The organism is Plantactinospora sp. WMMB782, assembly GCF_049179135.1.
Taxonomy (GTDB): Bacteria; Actinomycetota; Actinomycetes; order Mycobacteriales; family Micromonosporaceae; genus Plantactinospora.
The window spans coordinates 1,080,779-1,098,090 of the sequence record NZ_JBMHMC010000007.1; the positions used below are offsets into that span (position 1 = coordinate 1,080,779).

Genomic DNA, 17,312 nt, shown 5'->3' on the forward strand with positions numbered 1-17,312 from the left:
CCGGCACGCGCGCTGGTCGTACTGCCTATTGTCTAGAAGAGCGCACGCGAGAGGGCCCTCCGGGCGCCGGCCACCGCAGGATCGTCCGGACCGGCGATGGTGAACAGGGACACCAGGTGTTGCCGGGCGGCCTCCCGGTCATCCCCGGCCGTCCGACGGACCAGCTCGACCAGCCGGGCGTACGCCTGCTCGGCCTGACCGCTGAGCACTTCGATGTCGGCGGCGAGCAACTGTGCCGGTACGTCGTCCGGCGCCGACTCCGCCGCGGCCAGTGCCGCCGCCGGGTCCGCACCGCTCACCCGGCGGGCCAGCGCGACGTGCGCCAGCCCGGCCTCGGCCGCCGCGTCCGCCGGTGCGTCCGAAAGGATCTTCTTGTACGCCCGCTCCGCGGTGTCCAGGTCGCCGCTGATCAGCGCCTCGTCCGCCTCGCTGAGCCGGGGATCCTCCGGCGCCTCCACCGACACGCCGCCGGCCTTGAGCACGGCGCCGATCCACTGCCGCAGCTGGGCCTCGGGCACCACTCCGGCGAAGGCGTCGACCGGCTGGCCGCCCACCACCGCGTAGACCATCGGGATGCTCTGCACCCGGAACATCTGCGCGAGCCGCTGGTTGGCGTCGACGTCGACCTTGGCGAGGATCCAGGCACCGCCGCCCTCGACGGCCAGCCGTTCCAGCACCGGAGAGAGCTGTTTGCAGGGCTCGCACCACTCGGCCCAGAAGTCGATCACCACCGGGGTGGTGAGGGAGCGTTCCAGCACCTCGGACTGGAACGTCGCTTCGGTGACGTCGATCACCGCTACTCCACCGCCGCCCCCCACAGGGGTGCCCGGGGGTGTTCCGGGGATGCCGGGGCCGCCCGGCGGGGTGGCTGGGGCCGCCGGCTTCGCGGGTGTCTGTGCGGCGCGCAGCGCGCCGAGGTCGACCGCGCCGCGGGTGAAGATCGACGAGGTGATCCGTGGGTCGCTCATGGTTCCCTAGTCTCGCACGCGAGGCCACGAACCCCAGCGAACCGCCACTGCCCGACACCTCGCCGGCCCGGGTACCCCGACCGCGCCCACCGATCCGGCACCGGTCGCGGCTTTCAGAACCGGGCCGGCTCGCGGTAGACGCCCCACTCGGCGCGCAGCGCGTCGCAGATCTCCCCGAGGGTGGCCTCGGCGCGTACGGCGGCCAGCATCGGCGGGATCAGGTTCCCGTCGGTACGGGCGACCTGCACCATCCGGGCCAGCGCCGCGGTCACCTCGGCGGCGTCCCGGCCGGCCTTGCGCTCGGCCAGCGCCCGCCGCTGCTCCAGCTCCACCTCGTGCGAGACCCGCAGGATCTCCAGCTCCTTGGCGACCGTGCCGGTGTGGCAGTTCACCCCGACGATCTTCTTGTCGCCCTTCTCCAGCGCCTGCTGGTAGGCGAAGGCCGACTCGGCGATCTGGCCGGTGAACCAGCCGTCCTCGATGCCGCGCAGGATGCCGGAGGTCATCGGGCCGATCTGGTGCGGGCCGTCGCCACCGAGCTGCCGGATCCGGGCGAAGATCGCCTCCGCCTCCGCCTCGATCTTGTCGGTCAGCGCCTCCACGTACCAGGAGCCGCCGAGCGGGTCGGCCACGTTCACGACACCGGTCTCCTCCATCAGCACCTGCTGGGTACGCAGGGCGATCTCCGCCGAGGAGTCGGTGGGCAGCGCCAGGGTCTCGTCCAGCGCGTTGGTGTGCAGCGAGTTGGTGCCGCCGAGCACCGCCGCCAGCGCCTCCACGGCGGTACGCACCACGTTGTTCACCGGCTGCTGCGCGGTCAGCGAGACCCCGGCGGTCTGGGTGTGGAAGCGCAGCCAGAGTGCCCGGGGGTCGGTGGCGCCGTACACCTCGCGCAGCCAGCGGGCCCAGATCCGGCGGGCCGCCCGGAACTTGGCGATCTCCTCGAAGAAGTCGACGTGCGAGTCGAAGAAGAAGCTCAGCCCCGGGGCGAAGCGGTTGACGTCGAGGCCCCGGGACAGTCCCAGCTCGACGTAGCCGAACCCGTCCGCCAGGGTGTACGCCAGCTCCTGCGCGGCGGTCGAGCCGGCCTCCCGGATGTGGTAACCGGAGACCGACAGCGGCTTGTAGCGCGGGATCTCCCGGTCGCAGTACTCCATCAGGTCGCCGATCAGCCGCAGGTGCGGCTCGGGGTCGAAGAGCCACTCCTTCTGCGCGATGTACTCCTTGAAGATGTCCGTCTGCAGGGTGCCGTCCAGGGTGGCGATGTCCGCGCCCTGCCGCTCGGCGGCCACCAGGTACATGCAGAAGACCGGCACCGCCGGGCCGGAGATGGTCATCGAGGTGGTGACTGCGGCCAGGTCGATGCCGTCGAAGAGCACCTCCATGTCGGCGGCCGAGTCGACGGCCACGCCGCAGTGCCCGACCTCGCCGAGCGCCTGCGGGTCGTCAGAGTCCCGGCCCATCAGGGTGGGCATGTCGAAGGCGACGGAGAGGCCGCCGCCGCCCGCGCCGAGGATCATCCGGTAGCGCTCGTTCGTCTGCCGGGCGTTGCCGAAACCCGCGAACTGCCGGATCGTCCAGGTCCGCCCCCGGTAGCCGGTCGGGTACAACCCCCGGGTGTACGGGTACTCGCCCGGCCAGCCGATCCGGCCGAAACGCGGGTCGGCGGTCCCCTCGGGTGGGCCGTAGACGGGCTCGACGGACATCCCGGAGAGGGTGGTGAAGTCCGCCTCCCGCTTGCGCGCCGCGTCGTACCTGGCCTGCCAGCGTGCCCTACCGGCGGCGATCTCCTCGGCGTTCATCGCAGCGGGCCTCCTCACTCCTCGACTGCGCCCGAGTGTAGAGGGGAACCCTGAACGATCGCTAAGGTAGGGCCCCGCGGATCACCTCGCGGTCTTGCCGGGGGCCCTTCCCAACCCGGGTCAGGCCCCGGCGGCCGGCGGTGCGTTCAGCTCGATGTCGTCGACCTTGACGTTCACCTCGGTGACCGTCAGGCCGTACTTCTCCACCGCCTCGACGACGCTGGCCCGGACCGCCTCGGTCACCTCCTGCACGACGTGCCCGGCGGCGATCACCAGCACGATCCTGATCGTGGCGCTGGTCCCCTTCACCTCGGCCGAGACGCCCCGCCCCGCGTCACCCACCTCGTCCAGGCCGACCCTGTCCAGCACGGTGTTGAAGAACCGGGCGACGTCGCCACCGAGATCGGCGACACCGGGCACCGAGCGGGCCGCGGTACCGGCGATCTTCTCGACGACCTCTTCGGACACTTCGGTGCCGCCCCTCGGGGCCGCAGCGGGGGCCGCCGCAACGGGCGCCGCCGCAGCCGTCTCCGGAGCCTGGCCGGAATCGTTCTGAACCTCGGTCATCCTTCGTCTCTCTCCCCTGGTCTCGACGGCCCGCACGGCGCCGTCGGCGTTGACGGAGCCTATCGGCCGCCGGCAACCAGCGGTGGAAATGACACATCCACCGGCGGGCGAGGACCGGCACGGGCCCGTGGCGCAAGGAACGTACAAGACCGTGCCGCCGGGGACGGGCCAGGATCGCTGGCGACCATCGAGCAAGGAGGATCCGCCATGACCGCAGCCGTGCCGACCGCCGGACCGGAGCCGGGCCGGGTCCGCTTCGACACCAAGATCGCAATCCTGCTCCGGGACGACCTGGCCGGCTGGCAACGGCTCAACGTGACGGCGTTCCTGACCAGCGGCGTCGCCGGAGCGGAGCCGGAACTGCTCGGCGCCGACTACCTCGACGCCGACGGCACCCGCTACCTGCCGATGTTCCGCCAGCCGGTGCTGGTCTTCACCGGCACCCGGGAGGTACTGGTCGGGGCACACCGCCGGGCCGTCGAGCGGGAGATGCGGGTCGCCATCTTCACCGAGCAGCTCTTCGGCACCGGCAACGACCGGGACAACCGGGCCGCCGTCGCGGCGGTCGGCCGGGACCGGCTCGACCTGGTGGGGCTGGCCGTGCACGGGCCGCGCAACGCCGTCGACAAGGTGTTCAGGGGCGCCGCCCTGCACCCGTGAACCGGGAACGGGTGACCCAGCCGGTGCAACGGGAGCCGGTGACTCAGCCGGCGGAACGGCCGAGCTGGTCGAGCAGCTCGTCGGCTGCGGCGTACGGGTCGAGCCCGCCGTCGGCCACCCGGGCGGCGAGCGCCGCGAGGGACGTACCCGCGCGCAGCGAGCCGATCCGGCTCCGGAGGGTGCCGAGCGCGATCGCCTCGACCTCGGCGGCGGCGCGTGCCTCGCGGCGGCGGCGCAGCTCGCCGTGCTCGACCAGCCAGCCGCGGTGCTTCTCCACCGCCGTGACCAGGTCGTCGATCCCCTCGCCCCGGGCCGCCACCGCACGCACCACCCGGGGCCGCCACTGCCCGGGACCGCGCTCGCCCAGCGCGATCATGCCGTTGATGTCCCGCACGGTGGCGTCGGCGCCGTCCCGGTCGGCCTTGTTGACCACGAAGACGTCGGCGACCTCCAGGATGCCGGCCTTGACCGCCTGGATCGCGTCACCCATCCCCGGGGCCAGCAGCACCACTGTGCTGTCGGCAAGCGAGGCGACCTCCACCTCGGCCTGGCCGACCCCGACGGTCTCCACGAGTACGACGTCGCAGCCGGCCCCCTCCAGCACCCGGACCGCCTGCGGGGTGGCCGCCGCCAGCCCGCCCAGGTGTCCCCGGCTGGACATCGACCGGATGTAGACGCCGGGGTCGGTGGCGTGGTCCTGCATCCGGACCCGGTCGCCGAGGATCGCCCCGCCGGTGAACGGGCTGGACGGGTCCACCGCGAGCACCCCGACCCGGTGGTCCCGGGCCCGCAGCGCCCGGACGAGTTCGTTGGTGGTGGTCGACTTGCCCACCCCCGGCGAACCGGTCAGCCCGATCACCTGGGCCCGCCCGGTGTGCGGGGCGAGCGCCGCCGCGACCTGCGGCAGCAGCTCGTCACCGGACTCGACCAGGGTGACCAGCCGGGCGACCGCCCGGGGATCGCCGTCCCGGGCCAGCTCGACGAGCATCGGCACGTCCCGGCTGCGCCGCACCGACCCGCCCGCCCGGGCGGACCGGGCCGCCGCTCGCTCCGGCGGCGCCTGCCCCGGGCCGGCCGCACGATCCGGGCCGGCCGCACGATCCGGGCCGGACGTGCGATCCGGGCCGGACGTGCGATCCGGGCCGGACGTGCGATCCGGGCCGGACGTGCGATCCGGGCCGGCCGACCCTGCTGCGGGCCGGTCGGCGGCCGAGCCGGAGGTCACTCCCGCCCGCCGGCCTGTCCCGGCACGCGCAGGATCAGCGCGTCGCCCTGCCCGCCGCCGCCGCAGAGCGCCGCCGCGCCGGTACCGCCGCCCCGGCGGCGCAGTTCCATCGCCAGGGTGAGCACCAGGCGGGCGCCGGACATCCCGATCGGGTGGCCGAGCGCTATCGCACCGCCGTTGACGTTGACGATCTCGTCGGAGACACCGAGATCCCGGGTCGACTTGATGCCCACCTGCGCGAACGCCTCGTTGATCTCGATCAGGTCGAGGTCGCCGACGGTCAGCCCGGCCTTGCGCAGCGCGTGCCCGATGGCGTTCGCCGGCTGCGAGTGCAGCGAGTTGTCCGGGCCCGCCACGTTGCCGTGCGGGCCGATCTCGGCCAACCAGGTCAGCCCCAGCTCCTCGGCCTTCGCCCTGCTCATCACCAGTACCGCGCAGGCGCCGTCGGAGATCGGCGAGGAACTGCCGGCGGTGATCGTCCCGTCCGGGGTGAAAGCCGGGCGGAGCCGGGCCAGCGACTCGGCGGTGGTGTCCGGGCGTACGCCCTCGTCCTCGTCGATCACCAGCGGATCACCCTTGCGCTGCGGCACCGTCACCGGGACGATCTCCTCGGCGAAGGCGCCGTTCTTCTGCGCGGCGGCGGCCCGCTGGTGGCTGGCGGCGGCGAAGGCGTCCTGCTCGGCCCGGCCGATCCCGTGCCGGGCGTTGTGCCGCTCGGTGGACTCGCCCATCGCGCAGCAGTCCCACGCGTCGGTGAGGCCGTCCAGTGCCATGTGGTCCTTCACGGTCACGTCGCCGTACTTGTAGCCGGCCCGCTGGCCGAGCAGCAGGTGCGGGGCGTTCGTCATCGACTCCATCCCGCCGGCCACCACGATGTCGAACTCGCCGGCCCGGATGAGCTGGTCGGCCAGGGCGATCGCGTCCAGGCCGGAGAGGCAGACCTTGTTGATCGTCAGCGCCGGTACGGACATCGGGATGCCCGCCTCCACCGCCGCCTGCCGGGCCGGGATCTGCCCGGCGCCGGCCTGGAGCACCTGCCCCATGATCACGTACTGCACCTGGTCGGCGGGGACGCCGGAGCGCTCCAGGGCGCCGCGGATGGCGATCCCGCCGAGCTTCGTCGCCGGGAAGTCCTTGAGGTTGCCGAGCAGCCGACCCATCGGGGTACGGGCGCCATTGACGATCACGGATGCCATGGGAACTGTCGCCTCCGGGGGACCTGGCGGAGCGCCTTAACGTCGGTTAGGTCAGACTAGCCTGGTGGACGACGACGACAACCCGGGCGGCCCCGCTGCCGACTATCTCACAGGCATCGGCCTGCTGGGCATCGATCACGTCGGGGTGGCGGTCGCCGACCTCGACAACGGAATCGAGTTCTACCAGCGGGTCTTCGGGATGCGCTGCGTGCACACCGAGACCAACTCCGAGCAGGGGGTCCGGGAGGCGATGCTCCAGGTCGGCCCGACGTCCGACGGCGGCTTCGTGCAGTTGCTCGCCCCGCTGACCCCGGACTCCACGATCGCGAAGTTCCTGGACCGCAGCGGGCCCGGGGTGCAGCAGGTGGCGTACCGGGTGGCCGACGTCGACGCCGCCGGCACGGCGCTGCGCGACCGGGGCGTACGGGTGCTCTACGAGACGCCGAAACGCGGTACCGCCGGCTCCCGGGTCAACTTCGTGCATCCCCGGGACACCGGCGGCGTACTCGTGGAACTGGTCGAACCCGCCGCCGACGGGGTGTAAGGAAGGGTCCCCCGTTATCGCCTCCTGTAGCGGGACCCTCCTGACACCCGGGTCAGGCCGGCACGGTGTCGTACGACTCCACCAGGTCGGCCGGGAGTGGGGCCAGGTCGGTGGCCCGGCGGAAGTCGCCGAGGGTGGTGCCGGTGCACTCCGAGTCGACGTTCCGGGCACCGGCCCGGGTCCGCACGTCGGACAGGTTGACCGCCCGGAAGTCGACGGAGAACCGGGTCCGGCCGGAGGTGTTCGGCACGGTGGCGTGCAACTGGGCACCGGAGAAGAGCAGCACCCCGCCGGGCGGGGTGAGCACCCGCAGATCGGGTTCACCGGAGAGCTCCTGCTCCAGCCGGGGCTGCTCGCGGGTCTCGGCGTGCACCTGCGCGGCGGCGGCGCTCCGCCCGTGCGCCACCCACTGCGCGTAGTTGTAGTGCCGCGAAGTGTTCCGCACCCCGGTGCCGAAGTAGCCGGGGTGGAAGGCCATCACGTTCGCCTCGGTCACCTCGTACACCGGGATCCAGAAGTTGAGCTGGCACATCGGCGCGGAGAACCAGGTGTCCCGGTGCGACTCGAACTGGAGGGTGAGCCCCGCGTTGAGGTACTCGCTCGTCATCGAGCGCAGCCGGGGCACGTCGAAGTAGGTCCGCGCCGGGTCGGCGCCGAGGTCGGAGAGCACCCCGCGGACGAGTTCGGCGCTGCGCGGATGGTTGATGAAGCTCGGCTTCAGCTCGGCCAGCACCCCCACGTAGTCCGGAGCGGCCAGATGGTGCTGGGCCTCCGGCGGGAAGTACGGCGCGAACGCGGTCTCGGTCATCTGCCGGGCGAACGCGACAAGCGCCATGGAGTGCGGCGTCGGCGAGTAGACGAACAGGTCCCCGGCGAAGAGCCGGGCCCGGCGCTCGTCGTCGGACATCGGCGAGTCGAAGTGCAGCACCGTCACTGCGGCCTCCTGCGGTAGCTCCCGATAGATCTGTCTTCGGTGTTAGGTCTTCGGTGTTAGGTCTCCGGCGTTCGGGTTCGGTCTCCGGGTCACGCCGGGTCCGCGCAGCGGTCACGGTAGGCGCCGGCCGGCGGTGCCGGAATGCGCCGTCCGGTCGGGCCGGCGGCCGTGTCGACAATCCGACTTCGCCTCGGGTACCCGGCCGGGAACGACGACCGGGGCGCGGGCCGGCACATAGAGTCGGCCGATGCCGCCCGCGCAGCCCGGCGCACCCGCCGCCACCCCGGCGCCGCCGTCCCCGCGAACCGGACCGTCCGCCATCCCGGCGCCGGCCCCGGACAGCGCGGCACCCACCTTCCCGGCGTCGCCGAACCCGGGCGTCGGAGCGCCGGCCGGGCGGGGCGCCGACGGCGCCCTCCGGGTACGCCCGTTCCGGTTCACCGCCGCGATGCCCGGTCTGGACCGGCCGGTGGCGCGGTGGCGCGACGAGATCCGCCGGATCGAGGACCTCGGCTTCGACTCGGTCTCGGTCTCCGACCACCTCACCGGCGGCTGGTCGATGGACCCGCTGGTGGCGATGACGGTGGCCGCCGAGGCCACCACCCGGCTCCGGCTGCTCGGCCTGGTCTTCTGCAACGACTTCCGGCATCCGGTACTCCTGCACAGGGCGCTGGCCAACCTCGACGTCTTCTCCGCCGGCCGGCTGGAGATCGGCCTCGGCGCCGGCTGGCTGCGCGACGACCACGACGCGGCCGGCCTCCAGTTCGACCCCCCGGGGGTACGCGTCGCGCGGCTGGCCGAGTCGGTCGAGATCATGCTCCGGCTCTTCGGCGGCGGCCCGGTCGACTTCGCCGGCCGGCACTACCGGGTCGACGGACTGGCCGGGCTGCCGGAGCCGGTACAGCGCCCGCATCCGCCGCTGCTGGTCGGCGGCGGCAGCCGGCGGATCCTCGAACTCGCCGGCCGGCGCGCCGACATCGTCGGGATCAACCCCCGGCTCGCCCCGGACGTCGACCCGCGGGCCGCGCTGGCCGAGCTGAGTCCGGCACGCTTCGCCGGGAAGGTGGCCTGGGCCCGGGACGCCGCGGCCGCCGCCGGACGGGATCCGGCCGAGCTGGAGTTCCAGGCCCGGATGTTCGACGTACGGGTGCGGCACCGGGGTGTCGAACACCGTGCCTCGTCCAGTCACGCCGAGCGGGTCGACCCGGCCGCGCTGGCCGGCTCGCCGTCGGTACTGCACGGCAGCGTGGCCGAGTGCGTCGACAAGCTCCTCGCGCTGCGCGACGAGTACGGCGTCAGTTATCTGCACCTCGGCGGCAACCTGGACGCCGCCGCCCCGATCGTGGCCCGGCTGGCCGGCCGGTGACCGCGCGCCGGATGCCGGAGGCGGCGCCGGATGCCGGAGGTGGGCGCCGGATGCCGGAGGTGGCAACGGTTTCCCGGAGCGGAGTCGACGGCACCGCCGGGAGGGCCGTCAGAGCACAGTAGAAGCGGCGAACGGCACCGCCGCCCGGCGGGTCGAGTTGACCTTGTGAACTGGGCGCGATAGTACGACACGGCTCTTGCGAAGCACCCCGGTAAGTCTGCAAGTATGTCCCAATGCCCCAGCAGCAGTCCTCCCCTCTCGCGTTCTTCGACAACGCGAACTCACAGCCAGACTTCACGGTCGCCCTGCGCGGCTACGACCGTGAGCAGGTCAACAGCCACCTGGGCCGGTTGAACGCCGCTCTGAACCAGTCCGAGCAGGCCCGCGCCGAGGCCGAGCAGCGGATGAACGACGCCCAGCGCCGGCTCCGCCAGGCCGAGCAGCGGCTCGCGTCGGTCGAGCAGAAGCTCACCGACACCAACAAGCAACTCGAGGAGAACAACCGCCCGACCCTCTCCGGCCTGGGCACCCGGGTGGAGCAGATCCTGCGCCTCGCCGAGGAGCAGGCCAACGACCACCGCGGTGAGGCCAAGCGCGAGTCGGAGGGAATCCTCTCGGCCGCCCGGCTGGAGGCGCGGGAAATCACCGACAAGGCGCGCGCCGAGGCCGCCGCGATGAAGGCCTCCGCCGAGCGGGAGGCGGGCAGCGTCCGCACCGCCGCCGAGCGGGAGGCCGCCGAGGTCCGGGTGCAGGCCCGCCGGGAGGCGGACACCCTGCGCGCCGACGCGGAGCGGGAGACCAAGCAGCTGCGTACGGTCACCGCGCACGAGGTCGCCGAGCTGAAGTCCACCGTCGAGCGGGAGGTCGCCACGCTGCGGGCCACCGCCGAGCGGGAGATCACCCAGCAGCGCGCCAAGGCGGCCCGGGAGGCCGAGGAGAAGCGCGCCGAGGCGACCAAGCTGCTCACCGACGCCCGGGACAAGCGCGACAAGGACCTCCAGGCGCTGGAGCTCCAGCTCGCCGAGCGCCGGGAGAAGGCCGAGCGCGAGGAGTCGGAGCGGCACGCCGCCCAGGTGGCCCAGACCCAGAAGCTGGTCGCCGAGGCCGAGCAGCGGGCCCGGGCCGCGCAGGATCGCGCCAAGGAGATCGAGCAGCGCGCCGAGGCCCGCCGGGTGGAGTCGGAGCGGCACGCCAACGAGACGATCGACAAGGCGAAGGCGCTCGCCGACAAGACCCTGAACGAGGCCCGCGCCGAGGCGCACCGCCTGCTCAGCGAGGCGCGTACCGAGGCGGACCTGACCACCCAGGCGGCCCGCCGCGAGGTCGAGGACCTCACCCGGCAGAAGGACGCCGTCACCTCCCAGCTCGGTCAGATGCTCTCCGGGCTGGCCGGGATCGTGCCGGGCGTGGGCGGGGCGGCAGCCAAGCCCGAGGCGCCGAAGGCCGCCGCCGCCGAGGAAAAGGCCGAGGCGGAGGAGCGGGTTCCCGCGGACGCGACGAACTGACCCGACCACGGTCGCGGGTCGAACTGCGGGGCAGCGGTACGGCCGGGGCCGTACCGGATCTTCCGGTACGGCCCCGCGTGCTGCCCGGCATCCGCATCCGGTAGGTTGGCCATTGTCACCAGCGGTGAGCTTCGTCCCATAAGCCCCGTCGGGTATCGCCGCAGAACCGTCCACCGCGTGTGAGGATGGGTGCATGTCGCACGGCGAGGAACTGTTCGCCCTGAACGGGGACGTGGCTACGGAGCCGAGCTTCGAGCCGGCCTTCCGGGGCTACGACAGAGGCCAGGTGGAGCGGTACGTCGCTCGCGCCGAGAACGAGATCGCCACCCTGGCGGCCCAGCGCGAGCACGCGTACACCCAGATCCACAATCTGGCCGGGCAGGTCGAGGTGCTGCAACGCGACCTCGCCTCGGTACGCCGGCAGATCGGCGTGGTCGACCGGGCGTCGTTCCGGCACCTCGGTCCGGTGGTCGAACAGATCCTGACCCTCGCCGAGGAACAGGCCGAGATCATCCACCGGGACACCATCCAGGAGATCGAGGCCCGGCGGGCCGAGGCGGAGCAGGTCCTCGAGGACGCCCGTCAGCAGGCCGCCGACGCGCTGCGCGACTTCGAACTCGCCCTCGCCGCCCGCCGCGCCGAGGAGGACAAGGTCAACACGGCCCGCCGGGCGGAGGCGGACGCCGCCGTCGCCGCCGCGGCCGAGGAGGCCACCAGGCTCCGCGAGGCCGGGCAGGCCGCCTTCGAGAAGGCCAAGCAGGAAGGCTCCGAGCTGCGCAACCGGGCCGCCGAGGAGGCGAACCGGCTCCGCGAGGCGAGCCAGGCGGCGCACGCCAAGGCCGTGCAGGAGGCGAAGCAGCTGCGGGACACCGCCGAGGAGGAGGCGACCCGGCTCACCGAGCTGACCAACCAGCAGGCCCGGGAGCTGACCGAACGGACCGAGCGGGAGAGCCAGCAGGTGGTCGAGCGGGCCCGCCAGGAGTCGGCCCGGCTGCGGCACGCGGCCCAGCACGAGGCCAACCGGCTGCGCGACGCCGCCCAGCAGGAGGCGACCCGGCTGCGCGAGGCCGGGCAGGCGGCACACGTCAAGGCCCAGCAGGAGGCGCAGCGGCTCACCGACGCGGCCAGCCAGGAGGCCGATCGGGTGATCGAGCTGGCCAAGCAGGAGGCCACCCGGCTGCGCGAGGCCGGCCAAGGGCTGCACGCGAAGGCCAAGCACGAGGCGACCCAGCTCCGCGAGGCCGGGCAGGCGGCGCACGACAAGGCCAAGCAGGAGGCGACCCGGATCAACGAGGAGACCGCCGAGTACGTCCGCAAGTCCCGGGCCGACGTCGAGGAGTACGCCCAGAAGGTGCGGGCGGAGACGCAGCAGGAGCTGGGTGCCTGGCGCTCCGGCGTCGAGCAGGAGCTGAACCGGCGCCGCACCACCGCCGAGTCGGAGATCGCCGCCCAGCGCAGCGCTGCCGAGCAGGAACTCGCCGCCGGCCGGGCCGCGCTCGAGGAGGAACTCACCGCCTACCGGGCCGGCGCCGACCGCGAGTTCAACCAGCGCACCTCCGAGCTGGAGCAGCAGTTCGCGCAGCGGCAGGCGGAACTCGAGGAGCAGTTCGAGCAGCGGCGCGCGGAGCTGGAGGAGTCCTACCAGACCCGCCGGGCGGAGATCGAGGGCGGCGCCGACCGGGTCCGCCAGGAGGCCGACGAGTACGCCGAGCAGGTGCGCCGGGAGGCCGACGAGCACGCCGAGCAGGTCCGGCGGGAGGCACAGGAGCGGCTCGCCGAGTTGCAGCGGCAGGCGGACGAGCAGGCGGCCACGTCCCGCCGGCAGTTCGAGGAGTACATGGCCACCGCCCAGCAGCACCTGGCCACCACCCAGCAGCACCTGGCGGGTACCCAGCAGGAGGCGGCCGCCGGCCGGCAGCAGTTGGCCGAGGTGATGCAGGAGATCGCCGAGGCCCAGCAGGCACTCGCCGACATCCGGCAGGAGACGGTCGCCTCCCGTCAGGAGTCCGACCGGATCCAGCGGCAACTCGCCACCGCCCAGGCCCAGCTCGCCGGCGAGCAGGACCGGCTGACCGGCACGGAGCAGTCGGCGCAGCAGGCCGAGCAGCAGTTGGCGCAGGCCGAGGCGGACATGCAGCAGATCGTCGAGGCGGCTGCCGAGCAGGTCGCCGCCGACCTGCACGCCGGGTCGGCCGGCGACGGCAAGGCCGGGGCGGCCCGGGCTACCGAGCCGGTGACCGCCGGAGCCGACGGCGCCGGCATCGACGGCGAGCCGACCGTGGCGGCGGTGCCCGGCACCGGTGGCCGGGAGCCGATGCCGACCCGGATCACCAGCACCGGCGACTCCGGCAAGCGCAACGCCAAGCCGACCGTCGAGGACCAGGGCACCAAGTCGAAGAAGGTCTCGGTCGACTCGGAGTAGTCACCGTCGATTCGGACCGGAGTGGTCGCCGACGACCCGGAGTAGTTCCCGACGCGGCTCGGCCGGTGCCGTCGCGCACGTTGCCGCCGCCCGTTAGCCTCTGCCGAGACGATCCGTCGGCGGGAGGTCCGGGTGGGCGGCGAGCAGCCATCGACGCACGACGAGCAGCACGATGCCACCCCGCCGGCAACCGAGCCGACGACGGCCCAGCCGAAGGCGGGCGTGCCCCGACAGGTCGAGCCGGCGCACGACGAGCCGCCGGGCACGGGACCGGGGAACGGCGAGCCGGGCGGCGCAGGTCCAGCGGGATCGGCGGGATCGGCGGGATCGGCGGGATCGGCGGAGAGTGGGCGGTTCGGCCGGCCCGGTCAGCCGCTGCGGCTCAGTCCGTTCCTGGTCGGACTCACCGGTGGGCTGGGCGTGCTGCTGGCGTACACGATATTCCTGGCGGTCCGCAACGCCGGCTCGGTGCTGGTGCTGGTCTTCATCGCGCTGTTCCTGGCGATCGGGCTGCACCCGGCGGTGGTCCGGCTGCGCGACTGGGGGCTGCCCCGGGGCCTGGCCGTGGCGGCGGTGACCCTGACCCTGCTCGCCGTCCTCACCGGCGCCGTCTACGCGCTGGTCCCGCCGATCGTCAGCCAGACCGGTGAGCTGATCGGGCAGGTGCCCGACTATGTCAGTCAACTGCGGCGCAGCGCCACCGTGAACGACCTGATCGAGCAGTACGACCTGGCGGGCAAGATCGAGTCGGCGGCCACCACCGAGAACATCACCCGGGCGCTCGGCGGTGTCTTCGGGGCGGCCGGATTCATCTTCGGCGCGGTCTTCAACATCGTCACCGTGATCGTGTTGACCATCTACTTCATGGCCACCTTCGACCGGCTCCGCGACCTCGGCTACGGCCTCGTTCCGGCCACCCGGCGGGACCGGGTACGCCTGATCGGCGACGAGATCCTCGCCAAGGTCGGCGCCTACATGGTGGGTGCGCTCGCGATCGCCCTGCTGGCCGGGGTGAGCACGTTCGTCTTCGCGGTCGTCGTCGGGCTGGCGTACCCGTTCGCGCTCGCCGTGGTGGTGGCGATCTGCGACCTCATCCCGCAGATCGGCGCCACCATCGGGGCGGTGGTGGTCAGCCTGGTCGGATTCGCCGCCGACCTGCCGACCGGGATCGCCTGCGTGGTCTTCTTCGTGGTCTACCAGCAGGTGGAGAACTACCTCGTCTATCCCCGGGTGATGCGCCGGTCGGTGCAGGTGAACGACGTGGCGGCGATCGTCGCCGCGCTGCTCGGGGTGGCCCTGTTCGGAGTGATCGGCGCCCTGGTCGCCATCCCGGCGGTGGCCGCGATCCAACTCCTGCTCCGCGAGGTGGTCCTCCCCCGCCAACAACACCGCTGAGCCCCCGCCCCACCGAGCGGAGCGAGCGGGAGTGCGCCGGGCAAGATCGTGCTCTATCCCGGAAAGAGTGCCCGTGGCCCGCCGCCGAGACCACTCTTTCCCGCAAACAGTGCGACCTTCCCCCGACGGGCGGGGCGGGCGGGGACGGGGGTTGTGTCCGTAATCCGTCTGAATCGAGAATAGTAGCCGCTTCGGTGCGGCTTGTAGTATTCACTCACGGCCAGTAGGTCGAGGCGATCGGAACCGCACCCCTCCTGAGCTGGGAGAGTGCACCACCGCCTCGGCGCGCCGGTTCGGGGGGAGCCGACGCGGCGGCCGGACCGGCGGTGGGCGCCTCGTCGAGCACGAGCGATGGCCCCCGCCCGTGTGCGACGCGCCCGTGGGGGGTAGCCGTGACCGACACCAACGCCGGACCTCCGATCGAGCCGGCGAAGCTCCTCCGCCCAGCGCCGCCCGCCCGACGCCGCGCGGTCCTGGTCGGGGTCTTCGGCGTCACGGCGGTGCTCCTCGCCGCCAGCGGCTATCTCGTACTCACCGTCGCGGGTCAGCCGGTCCGGGCCGAACCGATGGTGCTCGACCAGCCCGCTTCCGTCCTCTGGGGACAGACGGTGCACCGCCCGATCGAGGTGGCGGCCGACAACGTGACCATCCGGCGGGTGAAGGTACGCACCGGTGGCGCCGCCGCCATCGTGATCCGGCCCGGTGTGCAGGGCACCCTGATCGAGGACACCGAGATCCGCTGCACCTCGGCCGGCACCGACGGTGTGGTACCGGGCGGATACTCGGCGTTGCGGGTCCGGGTCGACGGCTGCCGCCAGGCGTTCCGGCAGACCGACGACAACCCGGCCACGATCGTCGAGTCCGCGCAGGACGGGAAGCCGTACCGGGGCGGGGTGCCGGGCTCGACCGGGTCGGTGCCACCGCCGGCCCCCGATCCCGACTCCCGGGCGATGGCGGAACGCCCGCCGTACGCGCCGGCCGCCGCGCCGCCCACCCCGATCACGTACTGGCCGGGGCCGACGAACACCGGCGTGCCGGCCGGTACGGCGCTGCGCAACTCCGGATCGCTGAGCCTGCGTACCGCCGGACAGGTGGTGAGCGGGCTGAACATCGTCGGCTGCGTCACCGTGGCCGCCGCGAACGTGCAGATCCTGCGCTCCCGGATCACCTGCAGCAGCACGACCTACTCGATCCGGACGCTGCCGGGGACGAGCAACCTGCTGATCCAGGACGTCGAGATCAACGGCATGGCGAAGAACTCGGCCTCGATCTGCTGCAACGACTACACGCTGCGCCGGGCCAACATCTACAACATGATCGACGGCCCCCGGCTGGCCAGCAACACCCGGGTCTTCGACTCGTACATCCACAGTCTGGCCCGGGTCGCCGGCTCGCACAACGACGTGTTGCAGAGCACCGGCGGGAACAGCGTCGTCGTCCGGCACAACACGCTGCTGTCGTACAACCCGGTGACCCGGGACCCGTTCAACTCGTGCCTCACCATCGGCTCGGAGACCGCGCCGTCGCTGACCAACCTGACCTTCGAGGACAACTACTGCAACGGCGGCAACTACTCGATCGGGATCAGTCCCCGGCTGGTCGGCTCGAACATCCTGTTCAGGAACAACAAGTACGGCCGTGACTACCGGTACGGCGTCGTCTCCGGCTGGAACCGGGCCGGGGTCACCTGGGACCGGCCCACGAACGTCTACTTCGACAACGGCCAGCCGGTGATCTGACCCGATCCGTCCTTCCCGCGCCGGTCCTCGACTACACGGTGTCCATCACGGTGTTTATCCAGTCCAAGCTCTCCGGCACGGTGGAGAAGACCGCCCGATCGGAGCAGTAGGGATGGACAGTACCGGATGTGATACCCACCAGATACCGACTTCCGTCGACCACCTTGAACAGGGGGCCGCCCGAGTCCCCGGTGCAGATGGTGCCGTTGGACCAGCGGGCTTCGACGGCTCGGCCACCCTCGTTGTCCGCCGCGTTTATCGACGTGGCGATCATCTCTGCTCGCCGGAGAAGGGCGCTCATGTCCCGGCCGTCCGCGGTCGCTCCGTAACCATAGGCGACGACGGGCGCCCCGACCGCCGGAGACTTCGTCGCCATGTTCACCGGCTCGGAGTTTGCCGACCCGGCCAACTTGAGCAGGGCGATGTCGTGGTTGGTTCGTGCCCGGGAGGTCGCCACGGCGACGATGCTGCCGTTCGCGTGCGTGGAATAGCTCTTCACCCGCACCGAGATCTCGCTGTTCGGTACGCGCTCGGTGCCTCGATAGACGCAGTGCCGGGCAGTGAGAACCCAGTGGTTGTCGATGATGGCGCCCGAGCAGACCGCACTGCCGTTGTGCCGGACCACCGCCAGCCCGTCGTGACGGGTTGATACCTCTCCGCCGACGATGGCCCCCGCCGGCGACGCCGACAGCGTCAGCACGACGGCTGCCGCCGACACTACCGCCAACCAGCGGCCGGTGATTCGCATGGAGAACCTAGTCCTTCCGGAGTGGGTCACAGAACATGGAGACGTGTACCTCAACCACGGTCAGCCGGTGCCCTGAGCTGACTCGTCCGACACCGTGGCTAGCCGGTGGCCATCACGTTGTGGATCCAGTCCAGGCTTTCCGGCACCGGGTTGGCGTTGGCCGACCGGACCAACTTGAGCAGGCCGATCGCCGAGATGACCGCCGACAGGCGGCGAGCAACACGCATGAAGACCCCGTTTC

General features: G+C 72.4%; 15 protein-coding genes. 7 read left to right on the plus strand and 8 right to left on the minus strand.

All coding sequences use genetic code 11. The annotated features are described in order from the left end of the window. Positions 1-32: 32 nt before the first annotated feature. From ACN28A_RS06820 to ACN28A_RS06830, 3 genes are all read right to left on the minus strand, one after another. Positions 33-968, minus strand: coding sequence for a tetratricopeptide repeat protein (locus ACN28A_RS06820; protein ID WP_421393410.1), 936 nt, complete (start codon positions 966-968; stop codon positions 33-35). Between the two features lie 113 nt (positions 969-1,081). Next, positions 1,082-2,770, minus strand: a complete 1,689-nt coding sequence (locus ACN28A_RS06825; RefSeq protein ID WP_421393412.1) for an acyl-CoA mutase large subunit family protein — start codon at positions 2,768-2,770, stop codon at positions 1,082-1,084. Positions 2,771-2,890: 120 nt separating this feature from the next. Beyond that, positions 2,891-3,337 (minus strand): Asp23/Gls24 family envelope stress response protein, encoded by a 447-nt coding sequence (locus ACN28A_RS06830; protein WP_421393414.1) that lies wholly within the window; start codon positions 3,335-3,337, stop codon positions 2,891-2,893. 207 nt (positions 3,338-3,544) lie between these two features. Between ACN28A_RS06830 and ACN28A_RS06835 the strand changes: the two genes are divergently transcribed. Further along, the gene (locus tag ACN28A_RS06835) at positions 3,545-3,997 is read left to right on the plus strand and encodes a DUF2000 family protein (RefSeq protein ID WP_421393416.1); all 453 of its coding nucleotides are present in this window, start codon (positions 3,545-3,547) and stop codon (positions 3,995-3,997) included. Between the two features lie 43 nt (positions 3,998-4,040). On the opposite strand, the gene meaB is transcribed toward ACN28A_RS06835, so the two are convergent. Together meaB and ACN28A_RS06845 are read right to left on the minus strand one after the other, a co-directional pair. Next, positions 4,041-4,985, minus strand: coding sequence for a methylmalonyl Co-A mutase-associated GTPase MeaB (gene meaB, locus ACN28A_RS06840; RefSeq protein ID WP_421404203.1), 945 nt, complete (start codon positions 4,983-4,985; stop codon positions 4,041-4,043). A 233-nt stretch (positions 4,986-5,218) separates the two neighbouring features. After that, complete coding sequence (locus tag ACN28A_RS06845) at positions 5,219-6,418, minus strand: acetyl-CoA C-acetyltransferase (protein WP_421393418.1); 1,200 nt, start codon at positions 6,416-6,418, stop codon at positions 5,219-5,221. A gap of 64 nt (positions 6,419-6,482) precedes the next feature. On the opposite strand from ACN28A_RS06845, the gene mce reads away from it, so the two are divergent. Then, the gene (mce, locus tag ACN28A_RS06850) at positions 6,483-6,962 is read left to right on the plus strand and encodes a methylmalonyl-CoA epimerase (RefSeq protein WP_421393419.1); all 480 of its coding nucleotides are present in this window, start codon (positions 6,483-6,485) and stop codon (positions 6,960-6,962) included. Between the two features lie 52 nt (positions 6,963-7,014). Here mce and ACN28A_RS06855 read toward each other — a convergent pair whose 3' ends face one another. Continuing rightward, the gene (locus ACN28A_RS06855; protein ID WP_421393421.1) at positions 7,015-7,896 is read right to left on the minus strand and encodes a hypothetical protein; all 882 of its coding nucleotides are present in this window, start codon (positions 7,894-7,896) and stop codon (positions 7,015-7,017) included. A 247-nt stretch (positions 7,897-8,143) separates the two neighbouring features. Between ACN28A_RS06855 and ACN28A_RS06860 the strand changes: the two genes are divergently transcribed. The 5 genes from ACN28A_RS06860 to ACN28A_RS06880 all read left to right on the plus strand — a co-directional run bounded on the left by ACN28A_RS06860 (position 8,144) and on the right by ACN28A_RS06880 (position 16,323). Then, entirely contained in the window at positions 8,144-9,262 is a 1,119-nt protein-coding gene (locus ACN28A_RS06860; protein WP_421393423.1) for a TIGR03621 family F420-dependent LLM class oxidoreductase, read from the plus strand. A gap of 233 nt (positions 9,263-9,495) precedes the next feature. Next, the gene (locus ACN28A_RS06865; protein WP_421393425.1) at positions 9,496-10,767 is read left to right on the plus strand and encodes a cell division protein DivIVA; all 1,272 of its coding nucleotides are present in this window, start codon (positions 9,496-9,498) and stop codon (positions 10,765-10,767) included. Between the two features lie 193 nt (positions 10,768-10,960). Beyond that, on the plus strand, positions 10,961-13,189 hold the full coding sequence (locus ACN28A_RS06870) for a hypothetical protein (RefSeq protein ID WP_421393427.1): 2,229 nt from the start codon (positions 10,961-10,963) through the stop codon (positions 13,187-13,189). 132 nt (positions 13,190-13,321) lie between these two features. Then, positions 13,322-14,584, plus strand: a complete 1,263-nt coding sequence (locus ACN28A_RS06875) for an AI-2E family transporter (RefSeq protein ID WP_421393428.1) — start codon at positions 13,322-13,324, stop codon at positions 14,582-14,584. A gap of 392 nt (positions 14,585-14,976) precedes the next feature. Beyond that, complete coding sequence (locus tag ACN28A_RS06880; protein ID WP_421393430.1) at positions 14,977-16,323, plus strand: hypothetical protein; 1,347 nt, start codon at positions 14,977-14,979, stop codon at positions 16,321-16,323. Between the two features lie 31 nt (positions 16,324-16,354). Here the strand turns inward: ACN28A_RS06880 and ACN28A_RS06885 are convergent, their stop codons facing one another. Together ACN28A_RS06885 and ACN28A_RS06890 are read right to left on the minus strand one after the other, a co-directional pair. Beyond that, positions 16,355-17,071: a S1 family peptidase gene (locus tag ACN28A_RS06885; protein ID WP_421393432.1), complete on the minus strand. Its 717-nt coding sequence runs from the start codon at positions 17,069-17,071 to the stop codon at positions 16,355-16,357. 98 nt (positions 17,072-17,169) lie between these two features. Further along, entirely contained in the window at positions 17,170-17,298 is a 129-nt protein-coding gene (locus ACN28A_RS06890; RefSeq protein ID WP_421393434.1) for a hypothetical protein, read from the minus strand. Between the last annotated feature and the right edge of the window lie 14 nt (positions 17,299-17,312).

Coding starts and splice junctions, on each gene's coding strand:
- ACN28A_RS06890 (WP_421393434.1), bottom strand. CDS start 17,298: ATGCGTGTTGCTCGCCGCCTGTCGGCGGTCATCTCGGCGATCGGCCTG.
- ACN28A_RS06820 (WP_421393410.1), bottom strand. CDS start 968: ATGAGCGACCCACGGATCACCTCGTCGATCTTCACCCGCGGCGCGGTC.
- ACN28A_RS06830 (WP_421393414.1), bottom strand. CDS start 3,337: ATGACCGAGGTTCAGAACGATTCCGGCCAGGCTCCGGAGACGGCTGCG.
- ACN28A_RS06825 (WP_421393412.1), bottom strand. CDS start 2,770: ATGAACGCCGAGGAGATCGCCGCCGGTAGGGCACGCTGGCAGGCCAGG.
- ACN28A_RS06870 (WP_421393427.1), top strand. CDS start 10,961: ATGTCGCACGGCGAGGAACTGTTCGCCCTGAACGGGGACGTGGCTACG.
- ACN28A_RS06885 (WP_421393432.1), bottom strand. CDS start 17,071: ATGCGAATCACCGGCCGCTGGTTGGCGGTAGTGTCGGCGGCAGCCGTC.
- meaB (WP_421404203.1), bottom strand. CDS start 4,985: ATGCTCGTCGAGCTGGCCCGGGACGGCGATCCCCGGGCGGTCGCCCGG.
- ACN28A_RS06835 (WP_421393416.1), top strand. CDS start 3,545: ATGACCGCAGCCGTGCCGACCGCCGGACCGGAGCCGGGCCGGGTCCGC.
- ACN28A_RS06860 (WP_421393423.1), top strand. CDS start 8,144: ATGCCGCCCGCGCAGCCCGGCGCACCCGCCGCCACCCCGGCGCCGCCG.
- ACN28A_RS06865 (WP_421393425.1), top strand. CDS start 9,496: ATGCCCCAGCAGCAGTCCTCCCCTCTCGCGTTCTTCGACAACGCGAAC.
- ACN28A_RS06845 (WP_421393418.1), bottom strand. CDS start 6,418: ATGGCATCCGTGATCGTCAATGGCGCCCGTACCCCGATGGGTCGGCTG.